This is a genomic window from Colwellia sp. 5_MG-2023 (assembly GCF_030547795.1).
Lineage (GTDB): Bacteria > Pseudomonadota > Gammaproteobacteria > Enterobacterales > Alteromonadaceae > Colwellia.
On the sequence record NZ_JAUOPW010000016.1, the window covers coordinates 20,023 to 38,094 of the forward strand.

The window sequence follows — 18,072 nt, forward strand, 5'->3', positions numbered from 1 at the left end:
AAGAAGAAGTCATGTTAATAACCCTTTTTATTTACATTATCATTAAATTTACAAATATAATTAGAATAAGTAATGCATAAAGTCACTTTATACTTAATATTTCATCTACTTCTCATTTTTTCTACCTTCGCTAGTTATGCGCAAGAGATAGTCATTAGTGGCTTGCCTCATGAGATAACTAATTATAAAAAATGGCTAGGAAATAAAAAATGTACTGATATTAACAGTTATCAAAATGACTATGCTACGAAAGCTTCAACGCAAATAATGTTGATCTGTAAAGCTCTACAGCTTGGTGGGTTTAATGCAACCTTGTCCTTTAATTCGATGCCAAATTATTCAAGAAGCTTATTCGAAGCTTATAAAGGTAGAATAGCAATACCTGGTGATTCAATTTGGTTATCACAAATATCTCAAAAACATTTTTATACTGCCCCACCTATATTTGCAGAGGGTGAATTTCAAAAAGGTTTCTTTGCACTTCCTGATAAACGAAAAGAAATTGAAGAACACATTAATATCAATAAATCAAAAGGTATTACATCATTACAAACCCTACGAGATTACATAGTTATAACATCCCAAAATTGGATATTTGATCAAGCAGCAATAAAAAATCTAGAACTCACCCACCTGTATACGACAAAAACAGAAAACATGTGCAATATGATTAAATATGGCCGAGGTGATTTGTATTTTGGTGAGTTAATTATGATTGGCAATAAAAAAATTGTTTTTAACTGCAACGGCTTAATTTTAGAGCCTATCAAAGGAATAAAAGTAGCATTTACAGAGTCTCGGCATTTTGTAGTATCGAAAAATATTGCTAACAGTTCAAAAATTTATGAGGCGCTTCGTAAAGGGTTAAATATATTACGAGCATCAGGTGAAATTGAGAAAGCTTTTTATCCTCATATTAACAATAAAAATATTATTGTTAATTGGCTAGACTTATTATCACTTTCACCCGAGCAAAAGCAGAAAAAAAATAATTAACTTATATCTAGCACTCACACTATTGAGTTTGCATTTCATGACGAATTTGACTTGTACATTCAGCTAAAATAATGGCACCCGCAGTAGATACATTCAAAGAATTCCCCATACCAAACATAGAAATATGAATTTGCTGATGACTTAACTTTAGTGCTACTTCACTAACACCTTTACGCTCATTCCCCAAAACTAATGCACAAGGAGACGGATAAGAAACATTTTTATAATCGACTGACTCATGACATAGTTCTACACCAAAAATGGTGTAACCACTATTAATTAACGATTGTATACTTAATGCTGTACTATCACTGTACTCAATACATACCCATTTAGCTTCATTTCTAGAGGCTTTTCTTAATTTTTCATCTGAAATAGTTAACGCACCACAAACAATGATTTTTTCAATAGCAAAAGCATCTGCTAAACGAATAAATGAGCCTATATTATAGCTATTAGTAACATTATCTAATACCAATACAACAGGGGTTTTAGCTTTCTTTAAATATTCATCACGCGTAGGTTTCTTTTTTCTTAAATCTTCTTTACTAAGTTGTATTTCTAACGACATACTTCTGGCTCTTATAATAAACTGCGACGAATTTTAACTTATCTAGGCTATTTTTGTTAGTTATCTTCATATAGAATTCGCCTATAGCTTAACTTATCAATAGTTAAAATTAAGCCACAAACATGTAGCTGCTTCTTATTCCTTTCTAAAATGATACCAAACAAATGAATGATAAAACGATAGTAACCCATAATGGTAATTTTCATGCTGATGACGTTTTCAGTGTTGCAGCCCTAAAAAAGATTTTTTCTTCTTTTAATCTGATACGAACCCGTGATTTAGCTATTATTAGTAAAGCCGATATTGTGATTGATGTGGGTGGTGAATATAATCCTGACACAAATCGTTTTGATCATCACCAACGTGGAGGAGCTGGAGAACGTAACAACGGTATTCCATATTCTTCTTTTGGATTAATTTGGCAAAAATATGGTTTAGAAATTTGCCAAGGTAACCAAGATGTTGCCAATTCCGTAGATGCCGAACTTGTATCAACCATTGATGCTATAGATTGCGGACATGTTAAAGGTGTATCCACAGGAATTAGCCTTAGCCAAACTATTTCAATGTTTAATCCAACTTGGCAAGAAGATAGTCACTTTGATGACTGTTTTAATGAAGCTGTTGATTTTGCATTACGTGTTTTAACACGCTTTATTGCTTCTGCAAGTAGTGGAATCAATGCCAAAGAAATAGTCGCTAACGCTATTGAAAATTCAGTAGATCCAAGAGTTATTGTTTTAGAAAAATATACACCATGGAAAAGAACTGTACACGCACTTTCAGATGAAGCACTCTATATTGTTTACCCATCAGAAACTGGCCAGTGGCGAATTCAAACCGTACCAGCTGAGCTTGGTTCCTTTGATGATAGAAAACCTTTGCCCAAAGCTTGGGCCGGCCTAGCTGATGAAGCACTTCAGGCTGTAACCGGTATTAGTGATGCCATGTTTTGCCATAATGGCTTGTTCATCGCAGGTACCAAATCTTTTGAAGGTACCATGAAAATGGCAGCAATGGCGCTTGAAGAAGCGCCATAATTATTTTGATTGTGTTGTTACTATCAAGCGTTTAATTTCTGCTAACTCTTGCTCAAGTTTATCAATTTGAGCACGACTTGCAGGCTCACCACCATCACCTGTTTCACCATGCTGCTCTGCTCGATGATTCTCATGTTCTTGACTCATCACCTCAAGCACTGTACCAACCATCATATTTAAGAAAATAAAGGCAGTTAGAAAGATGAAAGTTAAATAATAAATCCAACTAAAAGGATGGACTGCCATCGTTTCATACATTACGTCAGTCCAATCTTCAAAGGTAGCAACTCGGAATAACGTCAACATAGAAATAGACACATCACCCCATAATGTTTCATTAATTTGATGAAAGTACATGCTTCCCACGGCGGCATAAATATAAAATATAACAAACATTAGTAAAGCGATGTAGCCCATACGAGGAATGGCTTTAAGCAACGAATTAATCAGTAACCTTAACTCTGGCACCATTGAAACTAAACGTAAAACCCTGAAAACTCTTAACAACCTAGCTAATAGTACGCCCGATCCGCCAAGTGGAATTAAACTTCCAATAACAATAAAGGTGTCGAATACATTCCAACCACTACGAAAAAATTGCTTTTTATCTTGATGAGCAAAAAAACGAATGGTTATTTCAATAACAAAAAAGATAGTAATACATAAATCTAATAGCGTCAGTACAGCCATCGCATTCGCGGATAAATTATGTGTTTTTGCGCCAATCAATAATGCAGATAGCAAAATAACGGCAATAACAACGCCCTGAAATAATTTACTCGAGTCTATTATCTTTAAACGTCGTTGAGCTCTAAAAATAAAACTGTTCATACTATCTATTCACTCCTACAGCTTTATCACTTACATATGGATTAGTACGTCGCTCTTGTCCAAACGTTCCCATTGGACCATGACCAGGAATAAATCGTACCTCATCACCTAATGGAAAAATATTATTTCTAATAGAGTTAATCAAAGTAGCCTTATCTCCACGAGGGAAATCTGTTCTACCTATGGATCCCTGAAATAACACATCGCCTACTTGCGCTAATTTAGATTCTCGATGAAAAAAAATAACATGCCCAGGTGTATGTCCAGGACAAAAATAAACTTCTAAGGTAATGTTACCAAAGGTCACTCTATCACCTTGATCTAAAAATCGATTAGGTATGAAAGATTCTGCATATGAAAAACCAAAGCGTTGCTTTTGTTCTTCAATCAAGTCAATCCAAAACTGGTCTTCTTTATGTGGTCCTTCAATTTCGACACCATAATGTGTAGCTAGTGCATGAGTTGCGCCAGCGTGATCAATATGAGCATGAGTTAAGAGTACTTTATTTAAGGTTAATTGGTGCTTATCAATGGCATCAATCACTTTATCAATGTCTCCTCCAGGATCAATCACAGCAGCTTGCTTGGTTTCATCACACCAAAATAGAGTACAGTTTTGCTGAAAAGGCGTTACAGGAATGATTTGATACTGAAGCATATTTGTTGGATCTCAACACTAATTCAAAATTTTGCAAATGATAGCATAAATTATTTTGTTGGAAAGTAGCATTAATCACCGACAAGGATGATTATCACTTCCCCTTAGCGCTCATACTAGGTAAGCTCACAAGTTAATATATGTATTACTCAAAACAATTTATATTCTATGTCGATTTCTAACACTTCTCGTGATTCATTTCATTCTCGTATTGGCTTTGTATTAGCTGCTGCTGGATCTGCCATTGGATTAGGCAATATATGGGGATTTCCTACTCAAGCCGCTAATAATGGTGGTGGTGCTTTTTTATTTGTTTATCTTATTGTTACTTTGCTATTAGCCTTACCAGCACTCTATGCTGAAGTCTATATTGGTAACCAAGCACAAAAAAATCCTGTCAGTGCACTTGCTCAAGCTTGTGGTAAACGTTTTAATAAACTAGGTAGAAAAGCCGGTATTATTGGCCTAGTCGGCGCAATGATGATGCTTAGCTTTTATAGTATTGTTGCCGGTTGGATGCTTGCTCATGCCTTAAGTGCTTTATTTGAACTGGTAGGTTTTTCTGATTTATCTACTTGGTTATCAACATCAAGTACATTACGTAATGTAATGTTCACGCCCGTTTTTATTTTATTAGGAGCAGCAATAATTCACCAAGGTGTTCATGCCGGCATAGAAAGATGGTCCAGTCGTTTAATGCCTTTATTACTTATGATGCTAATTGGTCTTATTATTTACATTCTACAGCAAGAAGGCGCTGCTGACGGTGTTGCTTTATATCTAATCCCTGACTTTTCACAAGTAACTAGCCCGACATTAATTATATCAGCCATGGGGCAAGCATTTTTCTCATTGTCAATTGGCGTAGGTGGCATGATGGTCTATGGCTCTTATATGAAAAAAGGTGAGAATATTGGCAAGTTAGTTGTCTCTATTGCCGCACTTGATACTTTTATCGCCTTTTTAGCCGGGTTACTTATTATTCCAGCTTTATTCGTTGCACAACATGCCGGACAAGATGTTTTTAACAATGGTCACTTAATTGGTGAAGGCCAGCTTATATTTCAAATTTTACCTTCGTTATTTTCATCTATGGGTACTACAGGCTTAATTGTTGCGTTTAGTTTCTTTACTTTATTATCTATTGCAGCACTAACTTCAACCATTTCAACAACGGAAGTACCTGTGTCGTATTTAGTGGAAGATAGAAAACTTAACCGTAATCACGCAACTTGGTTAGTTTCTGGTGCTGTTTTAGTTGCTAGTATGACATTAGTTGCCTTTTTTGATGTCTTATTCGGGTTAGTTGTACAAGCCCTTACAACTATTTTACAACCATTAATGTCGCTGTTTTATTTCATTGTTATTGGCTGGATTTGGAATAGAGGTAATAAAATCACCGACATTGCGGTATTAAACAGTAATATAAAGTTAAAGCTATTTGGCTTTTATTTACGTTATATTTGCCCTGTTCTACTATTAATTGTTTTTGTTAATGTCGCATTTTAATATAAAAAATTGCCCCCCCTTTAATCTGAGTTTTTAATAAAGTAGTAAGCACTAACTTTTTTTAATCAAAGGGGGCTCTGAATCTTGTAATTCGACCTGCTCGATTTTTTCAAATCGAGTAGAAATTTTATCTGCCGACGTATGAATTTGTTTCACATCTACAGCCGCTTGATCAATATGTTTTGCTAAATTAGCAAATCGACCTTTAAAACGGTCAAAATCTTTGGCTAAATCAGATAAATGCGCTTGAATAATATGAACCTGCTTTCGAGTTGCTTCATCTTTTAATACTGACCGTGCCGTGGTGAGTATTGCCATAAGTGTTGTAGGAGAAGCTAGCCAAACACGCTTTTTATTAGCATAATCAACTAAATCACTTTGGTGTCCGTGAATCTCAGCAAAAATAGCTTCTGCTGGAATAAACATAATTGCACCGTCAGCAGTTTCTTTATCAATTAAATATTTGTCACTAATATCGTTAATATGTTTTTTAATATCAACTTTAAATTGTCGTTGTGCGGCTTTACGATCTGACTCTGCTAATTCAAAGTCCATCATTTTACGATAACTTTCTAGTGGAAATTTAGCATCTACAACTACGTTTCCAGTAGGCTCAGGTAAAAACAATACACAATCGGCAATTTTTCCATTTGATAACGTGTGCTGAAGCTTAAAACTTTGCTCTGGTAGCACATTGCGAATTAAACCACTTAGTTGTACTTCACCAAATGCCCCTCTAGAGCGTTTATCATTTAACACCTCTTGTAAGCTAACCACATTGGTTGATAATTCGGTGATTTTTTTCTGTGCGTCATCAATCAAGGCTAAACGCTGCAAAATATCACTAAAGGTTTTAGTTGTTTTTTCAAAGCCCTCTGCAAGCCGCTTTTCTACTTGACCGCTAATTTCTTGTAAACGTTTATCGGTCGCATTCGTTAACACATCAATACGTTTAGTCATTTGCTCACTGCTTTGTATTAATGATTTGCTCAACTCTTCTCTATTAGCCTGCGTGGTTTTATTTAAATGACTAATTAGTTGATCCAACGTTTGATTTTGATTTTGACTTAACGTTTGATTAAGTTGATCTTTTTGACTTCCTAACTCTCTTAGTAACTTCAATCTAAGATCAGCCATCTGTTGGTCAAAAGCGCTAGACAACTGCAATTGTTGTTTGTCGAAAAGTTGTATAAGCGCGCTATTTTGTGAAGATGAAGCTAATTCAAGCATGGCACTTATTTGGGAAATTTGATGATTTTGTTTTAAATTTTGTCTAAAAACAAACAGTAACGATAAAAGCAAAACAATAAGTGTGAGATAAATAGCAAGCTCTGCAATTTCTGCTTGCTGCAAAAATAATAACATTAAAAACCTTGTGCACTGTAAATATAAACAGTCATTTAAGCATAAGTTTTACTTAGCTGCTAGTTATTTATATTGATCCTTTTTGGTATATCTTAAGTATTGAATAAAGCAGATCAGAATGAAGTCATGTTTGCAGTAAACAAGATATTACACATCGCTATAATAAAGCATAAACGCTAATAGCACTTTTACCTCAATTAATGATAAAATATTGCAATTATTATTAAGTAGCAAAGTAACAACGAATACAACTCAAGTTACTAATTGATCCTATTACCTTTTGTAGAGAAAAACATGAAAACCCATTTCGACGAATTATTAGATTTTCCCACAGTATTGAACTTTAAAGTAATGGGTGTTGCCTGTGACGAACTGCCCGATTTAATTATTGCAGAATTACAGAAGCATACTCCTGGTGACTATACCACTAGAATAACCCCAAGCTCTAAAGGCAATTATCATGCTGTATCTCTTCCGGTAAGAGTTACCAGTAAAGAACATATTGAAAAAATTTACGAAACGTTAAATGCAATAGAGCAAGTGCGTTACGTTTTATAAAAGTACAAAGTACTTTAACTTTCTGTGAGATTTGTCGTGTCCGACTCTACCGTAACAGTAAACAAAAATAACTTAATTGTTCGACAATTAAATACTATGGATTACAGTAAAGTTTGGCATGCTATGCAAAATTTTACTGATAATCGTGATGACCAAACAAGTGATGAACTTTGGCTGGTCGAGCATCCCCCAGTTTTCACACAAGGACAGGCAGGAAAAGAAGAACATTTGCTAATGCCTGGCGATATCGAAGTTGTCAAAGTTGACCGAGGTGGTCAAGTGACTTACCACGGCCCAGGACAGCAAGTTATTTATTTTATGATAAATTTACGCCGTAGAAAAATAGGCGTTAGGCAATTAGTCACGTTAATTGAAAACGGAATCGTTGCTTCACTTAACGACTTTGATATCAAAGCATATCCAAAGCCTGACGCACCGGGTGTCTACGTCAATGATAAAAAAATAGCTTCTCTTGGATTAAGGGTTAGAAAAGGTTGCTCTTTTCATGGCTTAGCACTCAATGTGAACATGGATCTATCACCTTTTTTACGTATAAACCCATGCGGTTATGCTGGCCTTGAAATGATCCAAACATCTGACATTGAAGGTCCACAAAACATGACTGATGCTTGTAATGCATTAGTTAAACATTTAATCGCTTTGTTAGAAACTGACGAAGTAAGTTACCAAACAGGATTACCGAGCAATTATGAGCAACAACATGCCAACTAGCGACAGCAAAATAATAGAAGTTAACACTGCGGTAAAAAAATCATCAAGAATGGCGCCTGGTACAAAGCTACGTGATGCTGATAAGTTAGCGCATATCCCTATCCAAGTTGTTAGTTCAACTAAAGAAACTATGCTGCGTAAGCCGAGTTGGTTACGTATTAAATTACCACGTTCAAGTGAACGTATCGATAGTATTAAAGCTAATTTACGTAAAAATAACCTTCATTCAGTCTGTGAAGAAGCCTCGTGTCCTAATTTATCGGAATGTTTTAACCACGGCACAGCAACCTTTATGATTTTGGGTGATATTTGCACACGTCGTTGCCCATTTTGTGATGTTGGTCACGGTCGCCCATTAGCACCTAATAGTGATGAGCCTAAGAAACTAGCTAATAGCCTTAAAGATATGGGCTTAAAATATGTCGTTATCACCTCTGTTGATAGAGATGACTTACGTGATGGCGGTGCTCAACAATTTGCTGATTGTGTAAAAGAAATCGGTGAGCAAGCGCCAGAGACTAAAGTTGAAATATTAGTACCTGATTTTCGCGGCAGAATGGACAAGGCACTCGAAATATTAAATCAGCACCCTCCTCATGTATTTAACCACAATATGGAAAATGTGCCACGTCTTTATACTAAAGTTCGTCCCGGCGCTAACTACCAGTGGTCTTTAGATCTGCTTAAACGTTTTGGTGAAGCTAATCCTACTGTTGCTACTAAATCTGGCTTAATGGTGGGTTTAGGTGAAACTAATGAAGAAATTTTAGCGGTTATGCAAGATTTACGTGATCACGGTGTAACCATGTTAACCATTGGACAATACCTACAACCAAGTAAAGATCATTTAGCCGTTGAGCGTTATGTGCATCCGGATGATTTTGCCATGTTTGAACGTGAAGCTAAAAAAATGGGTTTTGTTCATGCCGCATGTGGCCCACTGGTTCGCTCTTCATATCATGCTGATAAACAAGCAGCCGGTGAAGAAGTTAAATAAATATTAATTTAGACTTTTATCTTATAGCACCATAACGAGAACACTATGTCTGTCTACTATACGCTTTGCTTTCTTGCGGCGGCAGCGATGCTCATCGCCTTCATCAATAGTAAAATAGGTAAAATGCAAACGACTATTGCTATTACCGCAGGATCGATGATTTTGTCCTTATTGATACTATTTTTTGGTCAAAATGAATGGTTCAATCTAAAGCAAGTAGCAACTGAAACGATGACAAGTATCAACTTTGAAGATTTTTTACTTAAAGGGATACTCGGATTTCTATTGTTTGCTGGTGGGTTAGGCATTAAATTGCCTAACCTTAAAGATCAAAAATGGGAAATTACCGTATTAGCGTTAGGTGCAACACTTTTTTCTACCTTTTTCATCGGTTTTTCTCTCTATGCTATTTGTCAATTAATCGGTATTAATTTAGATTTGGTATATTGCCTATTATTCGGTTCATTGATTTCACCGACCGACCCTATTGCTGTGCTCGCCATCGTAAAAAAACTGTCGGCTCCTAAACGAATTGCCACTCAAATTGAAGGAGAATCACTCTTTAATGATGGTTTTGGGTTAGTTATTTTTGTCACGCTATTCACCATTGCTTTTGGTCAAGAAACACCTACATTAGGCAGTGTGTCGCTATTGTTTGCTCAAGAAGCGCTTGGTGGCATTATTTACGGATTTTTATTAGGTTTACTTTTTCATTATTTAATCAGTGCGACTAATGATCACTCCATGGAATTACTATTAACAATTGGCGTACCTACGGCTGGCTATGTATTTGCCGATATTATTCATGTATCAGGACCACTAGCAATGGTTGTATCGGGTATTATGATAGGTAACTGGACAAGATTTGTTGGCTTTTCAAAAGAAAGTGAGGAACATCTGGATCATTTTTGGGAACTAGTGGATGAGTTTTTAAACGGTGTACTATTCTTACTAATTGGTCTATCTATGCTGCTATTTAAATTTCATGCCGAAGATTGGATCTTAATGGCTATTGCCATTCCTTTAGTACTACTCGCACGCTACCTTAGTATTTTTACTTCTTATATTGGTTTTAAATGTTACCGTAGCTACAACCCTTGGTCAGTAAGGATACTCACTTGGGGTGGATTGAGAGGTGGTTTAGCATTAGCTATGGCACTTTCTATCCCGCCAGGTGTATTAGTTATTCCTGATAAACAAATAGATGTCAGAGAACTTATTATGGTGATGACATACTCTGTTGTTGTATTTTCTATTCTTATTCAAGGCTCAACAATTACATCCTTGATTGATAGAGCAAAGAAAGCTGAAAAAGAATAAAACTCGAAGATGTAGAAAGCACATACCACTGCTTTACTTTAAGTAGCTTTGTTGATAACACAGCAACATAATTAAACAGAGAGTTTTAGATAAAAATTAGCGATGAGCCTAGTTTAGAAGATTATAAAACTTAGTGCCATGCTGATAAGTAAGCGATTAACGAAAAAGTAAATTAATATAACTAACGGTAGCGACTACTTAATATATCGCTACCGTTTTAACATTATGTAAACAATAATACTCTCAAATAAAACATCAACTGGAAATCGGTTTATTTAGTGTTGTAAAAACATAAACTTCGCTACAAACAATGCTGTTAGCGCCCATACCCCACCCGATATTTCATTAGACTTACCTGCCCCCAACTTAAGCACTGTATAAGTAATAAAACCAAAGGCGATACCGTTTGAAATAGAGAAGGTAAATGCCATCATCACTGTTGTACACACGGCAGGGGCATACTCTGTTAAGTCATCCCAATCTAGACCTCTTAAAGAGCTCATCATCAACATAGCGACATAGATAAGTGCACCATCGACAGCAAATCCCGGTAGCATTTGTGCAAGTGGTAAGAAAAACATGCCGACAAAAAATAGCAAACCAATGGTTACTGCAGTAAGCCCTGTACGACCACCAACAGAAACCCCCGCAGCCGATTCAACATAAGAAGTAACTGGCGAACAACCAAAGGCAGTACCAATAACTGATGAGATAGAATCAGCCTTTAAAGATTTATTCAATCCTTGGATTTTACCGTTTTCATCCTGTAAATTGGCGCGTTCAGCAACCCCCATAAGAGTTCCAGCTGTATCAAAAATATTAACAAATAAGAAGGTAACGATCACAGGGATTAACGCAACTTGAAAAGCGCCAGCAATATCAGCTTTCCACAAAATAGGTTCAAGCGCTGCAAAATCAGGAATAGCTAACAAGCCGTTATAGCTCATAAAACCTGAAGTAGGAGCAAATGATTTAGCCGCTTCAGCAACAACAAAAAAGTCTGTTGGTAAAACCCAAGTCATTATAAATGCAACCAATGTAGTCACGGCAATACCAATTAATACAGCACCAAAAACGTTACGATAACTAAGAATAGAAATAAGTAAAAAACTTAAAAATCCTAATGCTGGTGCTTCTGGCCCAAAAGCACCAAAGCCAAAATGAGTTAAGTCTGCAATCGCTACAATATTATCAGGATCAGCAACAACTAGGCCGGTAAAACGTAAACCAATAAAACCAAGAAAGAGCCCAACACCAGCAGTCATCGCCAACCGTAAGCTCATCGGGATACTCTCTAGCATCCATTCTCTAAGCCGAGTAACACTCATTAACACAAAGAGCACACCTGAAAGGAACACTGCTCCTAATGCAATTTCCCAGCTGTATCCCATACTACCAACGACAGTAAAGGTAAAAAATGCATTCAACCCCATACCTGGTGCAAGGCCTACCGGCCAGTTTGCGTACATCCCCATTAAGATTGTCGCTATAGCAGCCCCAAGACATGTTGCTAAAAATAACCCATCAAAGGGCATGCCAGACTTAGACATAATTATGGGGTTTAAAAACATAATATAAGACATAGTTACGAAGGTGGTAAAACCTGCCATAACTTCTATTTTGACTGTAGTTTTATGGGAAGATAATTTAAACCATCGCTCTAAAAAACCGACACTTTTTACTTGTTTTTCATTAGTGTTACTAACTTTTTCCATAACTACAATTCTCTTATTTATTTGTAAAGAATATTTTATTTTTAAAGTGATTTTTTATTGCAAGGATAATTATAAAAGAGTAATTTTAGTTTAGGATCATTATATAAATGAATCTGAGTATAACTATCTTCTTAGTAACCGAAATAAAAATCAATAATTTATAAATACTCGTTAAAGTGCTACATAGCAAACCAATTCAGATGGCACTAAGAAATAAAATCTGATTAAGCAATGACTACTTATTAATAAATGCTCATGACTCATGTAACATGACGGGTGAAGTATCTACTTGTGAGAGTAGTAATCGACACAACTTAAGACATAACCATTGCTTATCCCACTAAGTAATCACAACAAAGTCACAAAATCTGACAAACATGTCAACATTTTTGTCGCGCAAACGAATGAATAATATTAACTTGTAGCATGAAATTAAATCACCTATAAACATTTATACACGTGATAACTTATCGAATACTATCCGGTGCTCGCAAATTAAATACTATACCGTGCCCAATATAAGTAAGTAACCAAGGTATAGTGCCTTAAAAAATAATTAAAGGAAAAATATGCATCCATCATTAAAAATATTAGCTAGCGTAATATTATTCACTGCACAATTAATACTTTGTCAAGAAAGCTCAGCTAAATCATGGGCTGAAGTAAACCAAAATAATGATAAATGGTTTGATGACTTCAAAAGCAAAGCAACAGATAAGCAACTATATCAATTTCTATATAATATGCCTAAAGGGGCTGATTTACATCAACACTCTAGTGGTAGTAACTTTCCTCGTTGGTGGTACGAAATCGCCACCAATAGTGAACTTAATGGTGGCTACAGTTATTACACCAAAGTCGCATTAAATTTATGCCAAGGTTATGGTCAAAATGCATTTGGTTTCAGCTCTCCTATGCTAACGTTCGTTAATATAAGTGCCCATACGTATCATCAGCTAAGTAAATGTGAGCAAAAAAATTATAAAGCTTTGTCATCATTAACAGCTTCCGAGAAAGAAGCATGGCAGCAAAGCTTATGGTTAGATAAAGATTTTGAAGGACGTGATGAGTTTTTTCAAGCTCACTGGCAACGCTTAAATGAGCTAACCAGTAACCCATATATCGCTGCTGAATTGTTTGTTCGTAATATGAAATCATTTTCTGATGAAGGTGTTATTTATCTTGAAAGTCAATTCAATGTATCTGCCTTTATGACGCCTGACGGTAAGCCACAAACACAAGAAAAAGCCCTAACAATTCTTAAACAACGATTAGCTCAAAAAGATGCGAAGGAAACAGGTGTCACAGTCAAATTGATCTATCAACTTTTACGATTTTCACCTATTGCAGAACAACAACTAACCGATATTTATAAGTTTGTTGATAAACATAGAGACATTTATGTTGGTATTAACATGGTCGGCAGAGAAGATAATGGAAAAGGCCATCCACTAAGGTTTTTATCGACTTTACGTGAATTAAGACAACAATATCCAGCCATTGCATTAACCATTCATGCAGGCGAAGTTGATGAACCCAATTTCCATATTAGAGATACCTTACTATTGGGCGCAGATAGAATTGGCCATGGTGTTAATTTATTAGGTGATCCCCAAACGCTACTGTTAATGCGTCATAACCATTACTTAATTGAAATTAATTTGATTAGTAATTTATTATTAGAATATATTGACGATTTTAAAAATCATCCCTTCCCTGAATACTTGCGCACTGGAATACCGGTTGCTTTATCAACAGATGATAGAGGTATGTTTCATTCAAACTTAACTGATGAGTTTTTTGTTGCGGTTAAATCGTTTAATTTATCTTGGCAGGAAGTTCTAAAATTGAGTAAAAATTCGCTTGAATATAGTTTTTTGAATATTGCAGACAAGCAACAAGTTAGTGATAAGTTTAACCAAAATATAAAATCGTTTGAGCAAAGCTTTAAAAAGGATGGTGTTGATAGTTTAACTAAACCAGCAGTCTTAAATGAATTTATTCGTCGTCAATACCCACAACTAAACAAATCTATCAATTAGGATCTTTTATATGTACAAGAGACTGCACTACAACAAACTAATTGTTAGCTTATGTTTTACCTTACTTTCATTTACGACTGTACAAGCCAAACAACCATATTCACAGGTAGTGGCTGCAGCAAAATTAACAGAAGTATCTGAGACCATTACTCTTAAAGAAAATAAAGCATCACAAAAAATAACAGGCAGCACTGAATATAATAGCGAAGAAGAAAAGTCAGCTATATTATTATCTAAACTAGGTTGTCTCCCCCAAAAAGAGGTTAATCAATTACAACAAAGCACTGCATTAGAAAATTGTGCTGCTCTTAAGCCGTTAACAATTGATTACCCAACAGTACCTACGTCACTGACATCATTATTGAATCAGCTATTAGCTGAAAATATAGTTGAAGGTTATAACATTAAAGCTCAAACAATGGCGACATCGAGTGACTCAGGTGACAATGTAATCCTTTACGGTCATAGTTCTTTGGTGCATGCAAAGCAACTCATTAGTTTATTAACCGTTAACAATGTTGACTTCACCTGGCAATTAATCGCAAAAAGTTCAGCCTTCAACATTCGTGAAAATTGGCAAGATACTAAAACAGAGGAAAAAACATCAAACATTAGAACAGCGCAAGAGTATGATTTAAGATTCAACTTCGCTAATCAAGCTGAACAAAATACTTTCATGCCGCTAATCAATCAATTTGCCAAAAAAAATAGTGAAGGTCAAACGGGCTTAATTATTGATGCTTGGTGGCAACCGTTTTATCGTACTTTTCATCCACAAGCCTCTTTTATTGCAGTAAAAAGGATATCGCTGCAAGCCGATGGGTTTATCGCTTCAACACTTGTATTACCCCCTAATGTAGATAGTGTACTTAAGAAAATTAATAACACCTTATCTCAAGCAAAAATGAACGTTTCGCTTTCAAGCGAGGATGTTTGGGTCAATCCTGCTTTTTATCGCTACCTTAATGGCGACTATAAATAGTAATCCCCTTTTATAAATTAACGGTTATCAAAACAATTGCACCAGCATAAGTTGGTGCAATTGCTCCAATCTAGTGCTGTATAAATTTCCCTCAATTGTTCATTACCCATAAAAAATTTCACAAAGAAAATAAAACACAATAAAAACAATAGATTAAAGCGGGATAAAAAACTGACACTTAAGTCAACTACTTGGCATTAATTCTGCTTTATTAGTTCATATAATAATAAAAAATAAATACTGCTAATAATTGAATTAGCGTTCTGAACAAATTTTAAGGGAAACACTCTGACATGACACTACGTAACTACAAAACCACTTACCTTGCTTCTGCAATTGCATTAGGTCTTAGCTTAACTTCGAATGTATTCGCAGCAGATGAAGAAACTAAAAAAGTTGATGAGAATATTGAAAAAATAGAAGTAAGAGGTTCCCTAGGAAGCTTACCTGGCCAAGCAGTTGAATCTGTTTTTGGTTTTGGTGAATCAATACTAGAAACGCCACGCTCGGTATCAACAATTAGTAATCAGCAAATGGAACGTTTTGCTATCACTGATCTTGATGAGTTAGTTGCATTTTCACCTGGTACATTTACACAATCGTTTTTTGGCGTCGCTGGCTCTTTAGATGTTCGTGGTACACCTGGTGAAAACTACTTCAGAGGAGTTAAACGTCTTGATAACCCGGGTAACTTCCCGACCCCTATTGGTGCATCAAGTAGTGTTGATATTGTTAGAGGCCCTGCTTCTCCAATTCATGGCCCATCAAAAATTGGTGGTTATTTAAACTTTACCCCTAAGTCTTCTCGTGCCACTGGCGGACAATACTTAGATGAGAATAAAGGTGAATTTTCTATCACAACAGGTAGCTGGGATAAAAGTGTCATAACAGCTGAAGTTGGTGGCCCTGCCAAAATAGCAGGGAAAGAAATGGGCTTCTATCTGTATGGTGAAATTGAAAACTCAGGTAGTTTCTATGATAACTCGGGTACGGATCAAACTATATTTCAAGCCTCTTTTAATGGCGACATTACCGATAATTTCCGTTTTGAAGTAGGTGGCATGTACCATAAATACGATGGTAATCAAGTTGCAGGTTGGAACCGTTTAACACAAGACCTTATTGATAACGGTACTTACACTACTGGTACATCGAAACCTTTAGATACTAATGGTGATGGCTCTATTTCACACCAAGAATATGGTGCTGTTAACTTAGCCGGTAATAGCTTTTTTTATGTACCAGCAACTTCTTTTAATGACGCTGAAGTAACTGAAGCGATGATGTTAGAGAATGTAGGTACAGCAACATTATCACATAACCAAGTATTAACTGCAGCTGATGATCAATTAGCGAACATTGCTACTACATTATACTTAGATATGTTTTATTACACCGATAGTGGTTGGGAAATAAAAAACCAACTATTTTATGATGCCTACGACAATATCAATGAAAACGCATACGGCTTTGCTCAAAAACATGATAGTTATGTTGTCGAAAATAAACTCGTATTTTCAAATGAATATGAATTCGATTCATTGATCGCACAAGTACAAATATCACCTTCAGTTCGATACACCAACTTTAAACATGCTGATGATTTTACTAATGAGTATTTTAACCGTCGTGATCTAACCATGCCTTCAACTGCATTAGATCGTCGTTTACTCGCGACAAGAATTGATAAAGATTATGATAATTATGATATAGGAAGTTATACCGATTACGGTATTGCCGCTATGTCAAATTTAAGTTGGGATTGGGGCTTAAATGTCTTATTAGGTCTTCGTTACGACACTATAGATATTGAAACAACCAGACTGGATTATAAATTATTAGGCTCTGCTGATTCATACGATACATCTAATACTACTGACGCGAGTAAAACAGAAGATGGTGTATCTTGGAATACCAGTATTTCATATAAGTCAGACTTTGGCTTAGTTCCTTATATTACTTTAGCTGAACAAGGAACATTGGTTGCAGGTCAAGGGGCAGAAATTGGTGTTGCTCAGTTAGAAAGTGGTGCTTTTGATGTTTCAAAATTAACTGAATATGGTGTAAAAGGTAGCTTTTTAGATGACAGCTTATACTTTGCATTATCATTTTATGAGCAAGAACGTACTGATTTTAATGCTCAGTCAATAACCACTAACGCCACTACGCGTAATGAAGGAACAGAATTTGAATTACGCTGGGTATTTAACGAACAACTTGTGTTAAGTGCAGGTTATACAAATCTTAAAGTTTATAACTTAACAGCCATACAAGATGGCGGTCAGTTTGGCTTCTTAGGTGCTGAAGATTTAGTTAACTTAAGTGATCCGGCTCTTATCTATGGTGGTAATGTTATTGGTTTAACATTAGTTGGTGATGAAGAAGGCGGACGTAAAGCGGGTATGCCTGAAGATATATACAGCGTGACCGCAACTTATGATTTCCAAAATGGCTTTGCCGCAAATGCTAGTGTGGTTAATGCCAGCTCAACTTACTCAGGTTTCTCACAAGCAGTAGAACTACCTTCATATACATTAATGAATGCTGGTGTGTTTTATGATGCCGAAACTTGGACTGCAAGTTTTACCGTTAAAAACTTAACCGATGAAAAATACTACCGTTCTAACTTCCCAGATCTATTTGGTGGACAAGTAGTATTACCTGAACTTCCACGACATGTTCAAGCAAAATTCAGCTACAAGTTCTAAAATTAGCTAGCTCACAAAAATGTCGTAAAGACTCATACTCAGTATATG

Annotated in this window: 15 protein-coding genes; 10 read left to right on the top strand and 5 right to left on the bottom strand. The window is 35.8% G+C overall.

The annotated features are described in order from the left end of the window. Positions 1-72 precede the first annotated feature (72 nt). Positions 73-996 (top strand): hypothetical protein, encoded by a 924-nt coding sequence (locus Q4496_RS11515; RefSeq protein WP_303610476.1) that lies wholly within the window; start codon positions 73-75, stop codon positions 994-996. Between the two features lie 19 nt (positions 997-1,015). On the opposite strand, the gene Q4496_RS11520 is transcribed toward Q4496_RS11515, so the two are convergent. Beyond that, positions 1,016-1,567 (bottom strand): TrmH family RNA methyltransferase, encoded by a 552-nt coding sequence (locus Q4496_RS11520; protein WP_303610477.1) that lies wholly within the window; start codon positions 1,565-1,567, stop codon positions 1,016-1,018. A 164-nt stretch (positions 1,568-1,731) separates the two neighbouring features. On the opposite strand from Q4496_RS11520, the gene Q4496_RS11525 reads away from it, so the two are divergent. After that, complete coding sequence (locus tag Q4496_RS11525; protein WP_303610478.1) at positions 1,732-2,607, top strand: MYG1 family protein; 876 nt, start codon at positions 1,732-1,734, stop codon at positions 2,605-2,607. Here the strand turns inward: Q4496_RS11525 and Q4496_RS11530 are convergent, their stop codons facing one another. Together Q4496_RS11530 and Q4496_RS11535 are read right to left on the bottom strand one after the other, a co-directional pair. Then, positions 2,608-3,438 carry an ion transporter gene (locus Q4496_RS11530; RefSeq protein ID WP_215972013.1) on the bottom strand — a complete coding sequence of 277 codons (831 nt, stop codon included), beginning with the start codon at positions 3,436-3,438 and terminating at the stop codon, positions 2,608-2,610. Between the two features lies 1 nt (position 3,439). After that, entirely contained in the window at positions 3,440-4,096 is a 657-nt protein-coding gene (locus tag Q4496_RS11535; RefSeq protein WP_215972012.1) for an MBL fold metallo-hydrolase, read from the bottom strand. A 168-nt stretch (positions 4,097-4,264) separates the two neighbouring features. On the opposite strand from Q4496_RS11535, the gene Q4496_RS11540 reads away from it, so the two are divergent. Then, positions 4,265-5,605, top strand: a complete 1,341-nt coding sequence (locus Q4496_RS11540; protein WP_215972011.1) for a sodium-dependent transporter — start codon at positions 4,265-4,267, stop codon at positions 5,603-5,605. 51 nt (positions 5,606-5,656) lie between these two features. Here the strand turns inward: Q4496_RS11540 and Q4496_RS11545 are convergent, their stop codons facing one another. After that, on the bottom strand, positions 5,657-6,970 hold the full coding sequence (locus Q4496_RS11545; RefSeq protein WP_215972010.1) for a DNA recombination protein RmuC: 1,314 nt from the start codon (positions 6,968-6,970) through the stop codon (positions 5,657-5,659). A gap of 294 nt (positions 6,971-7,264) precedes the next feature. Here Q4496_RS11545 and ybeD point away from each other — a divergent pair, with 294 nt between their 5' ends. The 4 genes from ybeD to Q4496_RS11565 are packed head-to-tail and all read left to right on the top strand — an operon-like array spanning position 7,265 to position 10,577. Beyond that, positions 7,265-7,528, top strand: a complete 264-nt coding sequence (gene ybeD, locus Q4496_RS11550) for a DUF493 family protein YbeD (protein ID WP_159821267.1) — start codon at positions 7,265-7,267, stop codon at positions 7,526-7,528. A 36-nt stretch (positions 7,529-7,564) separates the two neighbouring features. After that, on the top strand, positions 7,565-8,260 hold the full coding sequence (gene lipB / locus Q4496_RS11555) for a lipoyl(octanoyl) transferase LipB (protein ID WP_303495488.1): 696 nt from the start codon (positions 7,565-7,567) through the stop codon (positions 8,258-8,260). Further along, the gene (gene lipA / locus Q4496_RS11560) at positions 8,238-9,257 is read left to right on the top strand and encodes a lipoyl synthase (protein WP_215972009.1); all 1,020 of its coding nucleotides are present in this window, start codon (positions 8,238-8,240) and stop codon (positions 9,255-9,257) included. The genes lipB and lipA overlap by 23 nt, the downstream gene beginning before the upstream one ends. A 45-nt stretch (positions 9,258-9,302) precedes the next feature. Next, positions 9,303-10,577 (top strand): sodium:proton antiporter, encoded by a 1,275-nt coding sequence (locus Q4496_RS11565; RefSeq protein WP_215972008.1) that lies wholly within the window; start codon positions 9,303-9,305, stop codon positions 10,575-10,577. A 275-nt stretch (positions 10,578-10,852) separates the two neighbouring features. On the opposite strand, the gene Q4496_RS11570 is transcribed toward Q4496_RS11565, so the two are convergent. Further along, the gene (locus Q4496_RS11570; RefSeq protein WP_215972007.1) at positions 10,853-12,292 is read right to left on the bottom strand and encodes an NCS2 family permease; all 1,440 of its coding nucleotides are present in this window, start codon (positions 12,290-12,292) and stop codon (positions 10,853-10,855) included. Positions 12,293-12,861: 569 nt separating this feature from the next. Here Q4496_RS11570 and Q4496_RS11575 point away from each other — a divergent pair. From Q4496_RS11575 to Q4496_RS11585, 3 genes are all read left to right on the top strand, one after another. Then, the gene (locus Q4496_RS11575) at positions 12,862-14,334 is read left to right on the top strand and encodes an adenosine deaminase (RefSeq protein ID WP_215972006.1); all 1,473 of its coding nucleotides are present in this window, start codon (positions 12,862-12,864) and stop codon (positions 14,332-14,334) included. 10 nt (positions 14,335-14,344) lie between these two features. Next, on the top strand, positions 14,345-15,316 hold the full coding sequence (locus tag Q4496_RS11580; protein ID WP_303610479.1) for a hypothetical protein: 972 nt from the start codon (positions 14,345-14,347) through the stop codon (positions 15,314-15,316). 293 nt (positions 15,317-15,609) lie between these two features. Beyond that, positions 15,610-18,024, top strand: coding sequence for a TonB-dependent siderophore receptor (locus Q4496_RS11585; protein WP_303610480.1), 2,415 nt, complete (start codon positions 15,610-15,612; stop codon positions 18,022-18,024). Positions 18,025-18,072: the final 48 nt, after the last annotated feature.

What these genes read in the sequence shown, in the direction of transcription:
- Q4496_RS11515 (WP_303610476.1), top strand. Translation starts at nt 73, where the DNA reads ATGCATAAAGTCACTTTATACTTAATATTTCATCTACTTCTCATTTTT.
- Q4496_RS11520 (WP_303610477.1), bottom strand. Translation starts at nt 1,567, where the DNA reads ATGTCGTTAGAAATACAACTTAGTAAAGAAGATTTAAGAAAAAAGAAA.
- Q4496_RS11525 (WP_303610478.1), top strand. Translation starts at nt 1,732, where the DNA reads ATGAATGATAAAACGATAGTAACCCATAATGGTAATTTTCATGCTGAT.
- Q4496_RS11530 (WP_215972013.1), bottom strand. Translation starts at nt 3,438, where the DNA reads ATGAACAGTTTTATTTTTAGAGCTCAACGACGTTTAAAGATAATAGAC.
- Q4496_RS11535 (WP_215972012.1), bottom strand. Translation starts at nt 4,096, where the DNA reads ATGCTTCAGTATCAAATCATTCCTGTAACGCCTTTTCAGCAAAACTGT.
- Q4496_RS11540 (WP_215972011.1), top strand. Translation starts at nt 4,265, where the DNA reads ATGTCGATTTCTAACACTTCTCGTGATTCATTTCATTCTCGTATTGGC.
- Q4496_RS11545 (WP_215972010.1), bottom strand. Translation starts at nt 6,970, where the DNA reads ATGTTATTATTTTTGCAGCAAGCAGAAATTGCAGAGCTTGCTATTTAT.
- ybeD (WP_159821267.1), top strand. Translation starts at nt 7,265, where the DNA reads ATGAAAACCCATTTCGACGAATTATTAGATTTTCCCACAGTATTGAAC.
- lipA (WP_215972009.1), top strand. Translation starts at nt 8,238, where the DNA reads ATGAGCAACAACATGCCAACTAGCGACAGCAAAATAATAGAAGTTAAC.
- Q4496_RS11565 (WP_215972008.1), top strand. Translation starts at nt 9,303, where the DNA reads ATGTCTGTCTACTATACGCTTTGCTTTCTTGCGGCGGCAGCGATGCTC.
- Q4496_RS11570 (WP_215972007.1), bottom strand. Translation starts at nt 12,292, where the DNA reads ATGGAAAAAGTTAGTAACACTAATGAAAAACAAGTAAAAAGTGTCGGT.
- Q4496_RS11575 (WP_215972006.1), top strand. Translation starts at nt 12,862, where the DNA reads ATGCATCCATCATTAAAAATATTAGCTAGCGTAATATTATTCACTGCA.
- Q4496_RS11580 (WP_303610479.1), top strand. Translation starts at nt 14,345, where the DNA reads ATGTACAAGAGACTGCACTACAACAAACTAATTGTTAGCTTATGTTTT.
- Q4496_RS11585 (WP_303610480.1), top strand. Translation starts at nt 15,610, where the DNA reads ATGACACTACGTAACTACAAAACCACTTACCTTGCTTCTGCAATTGCA.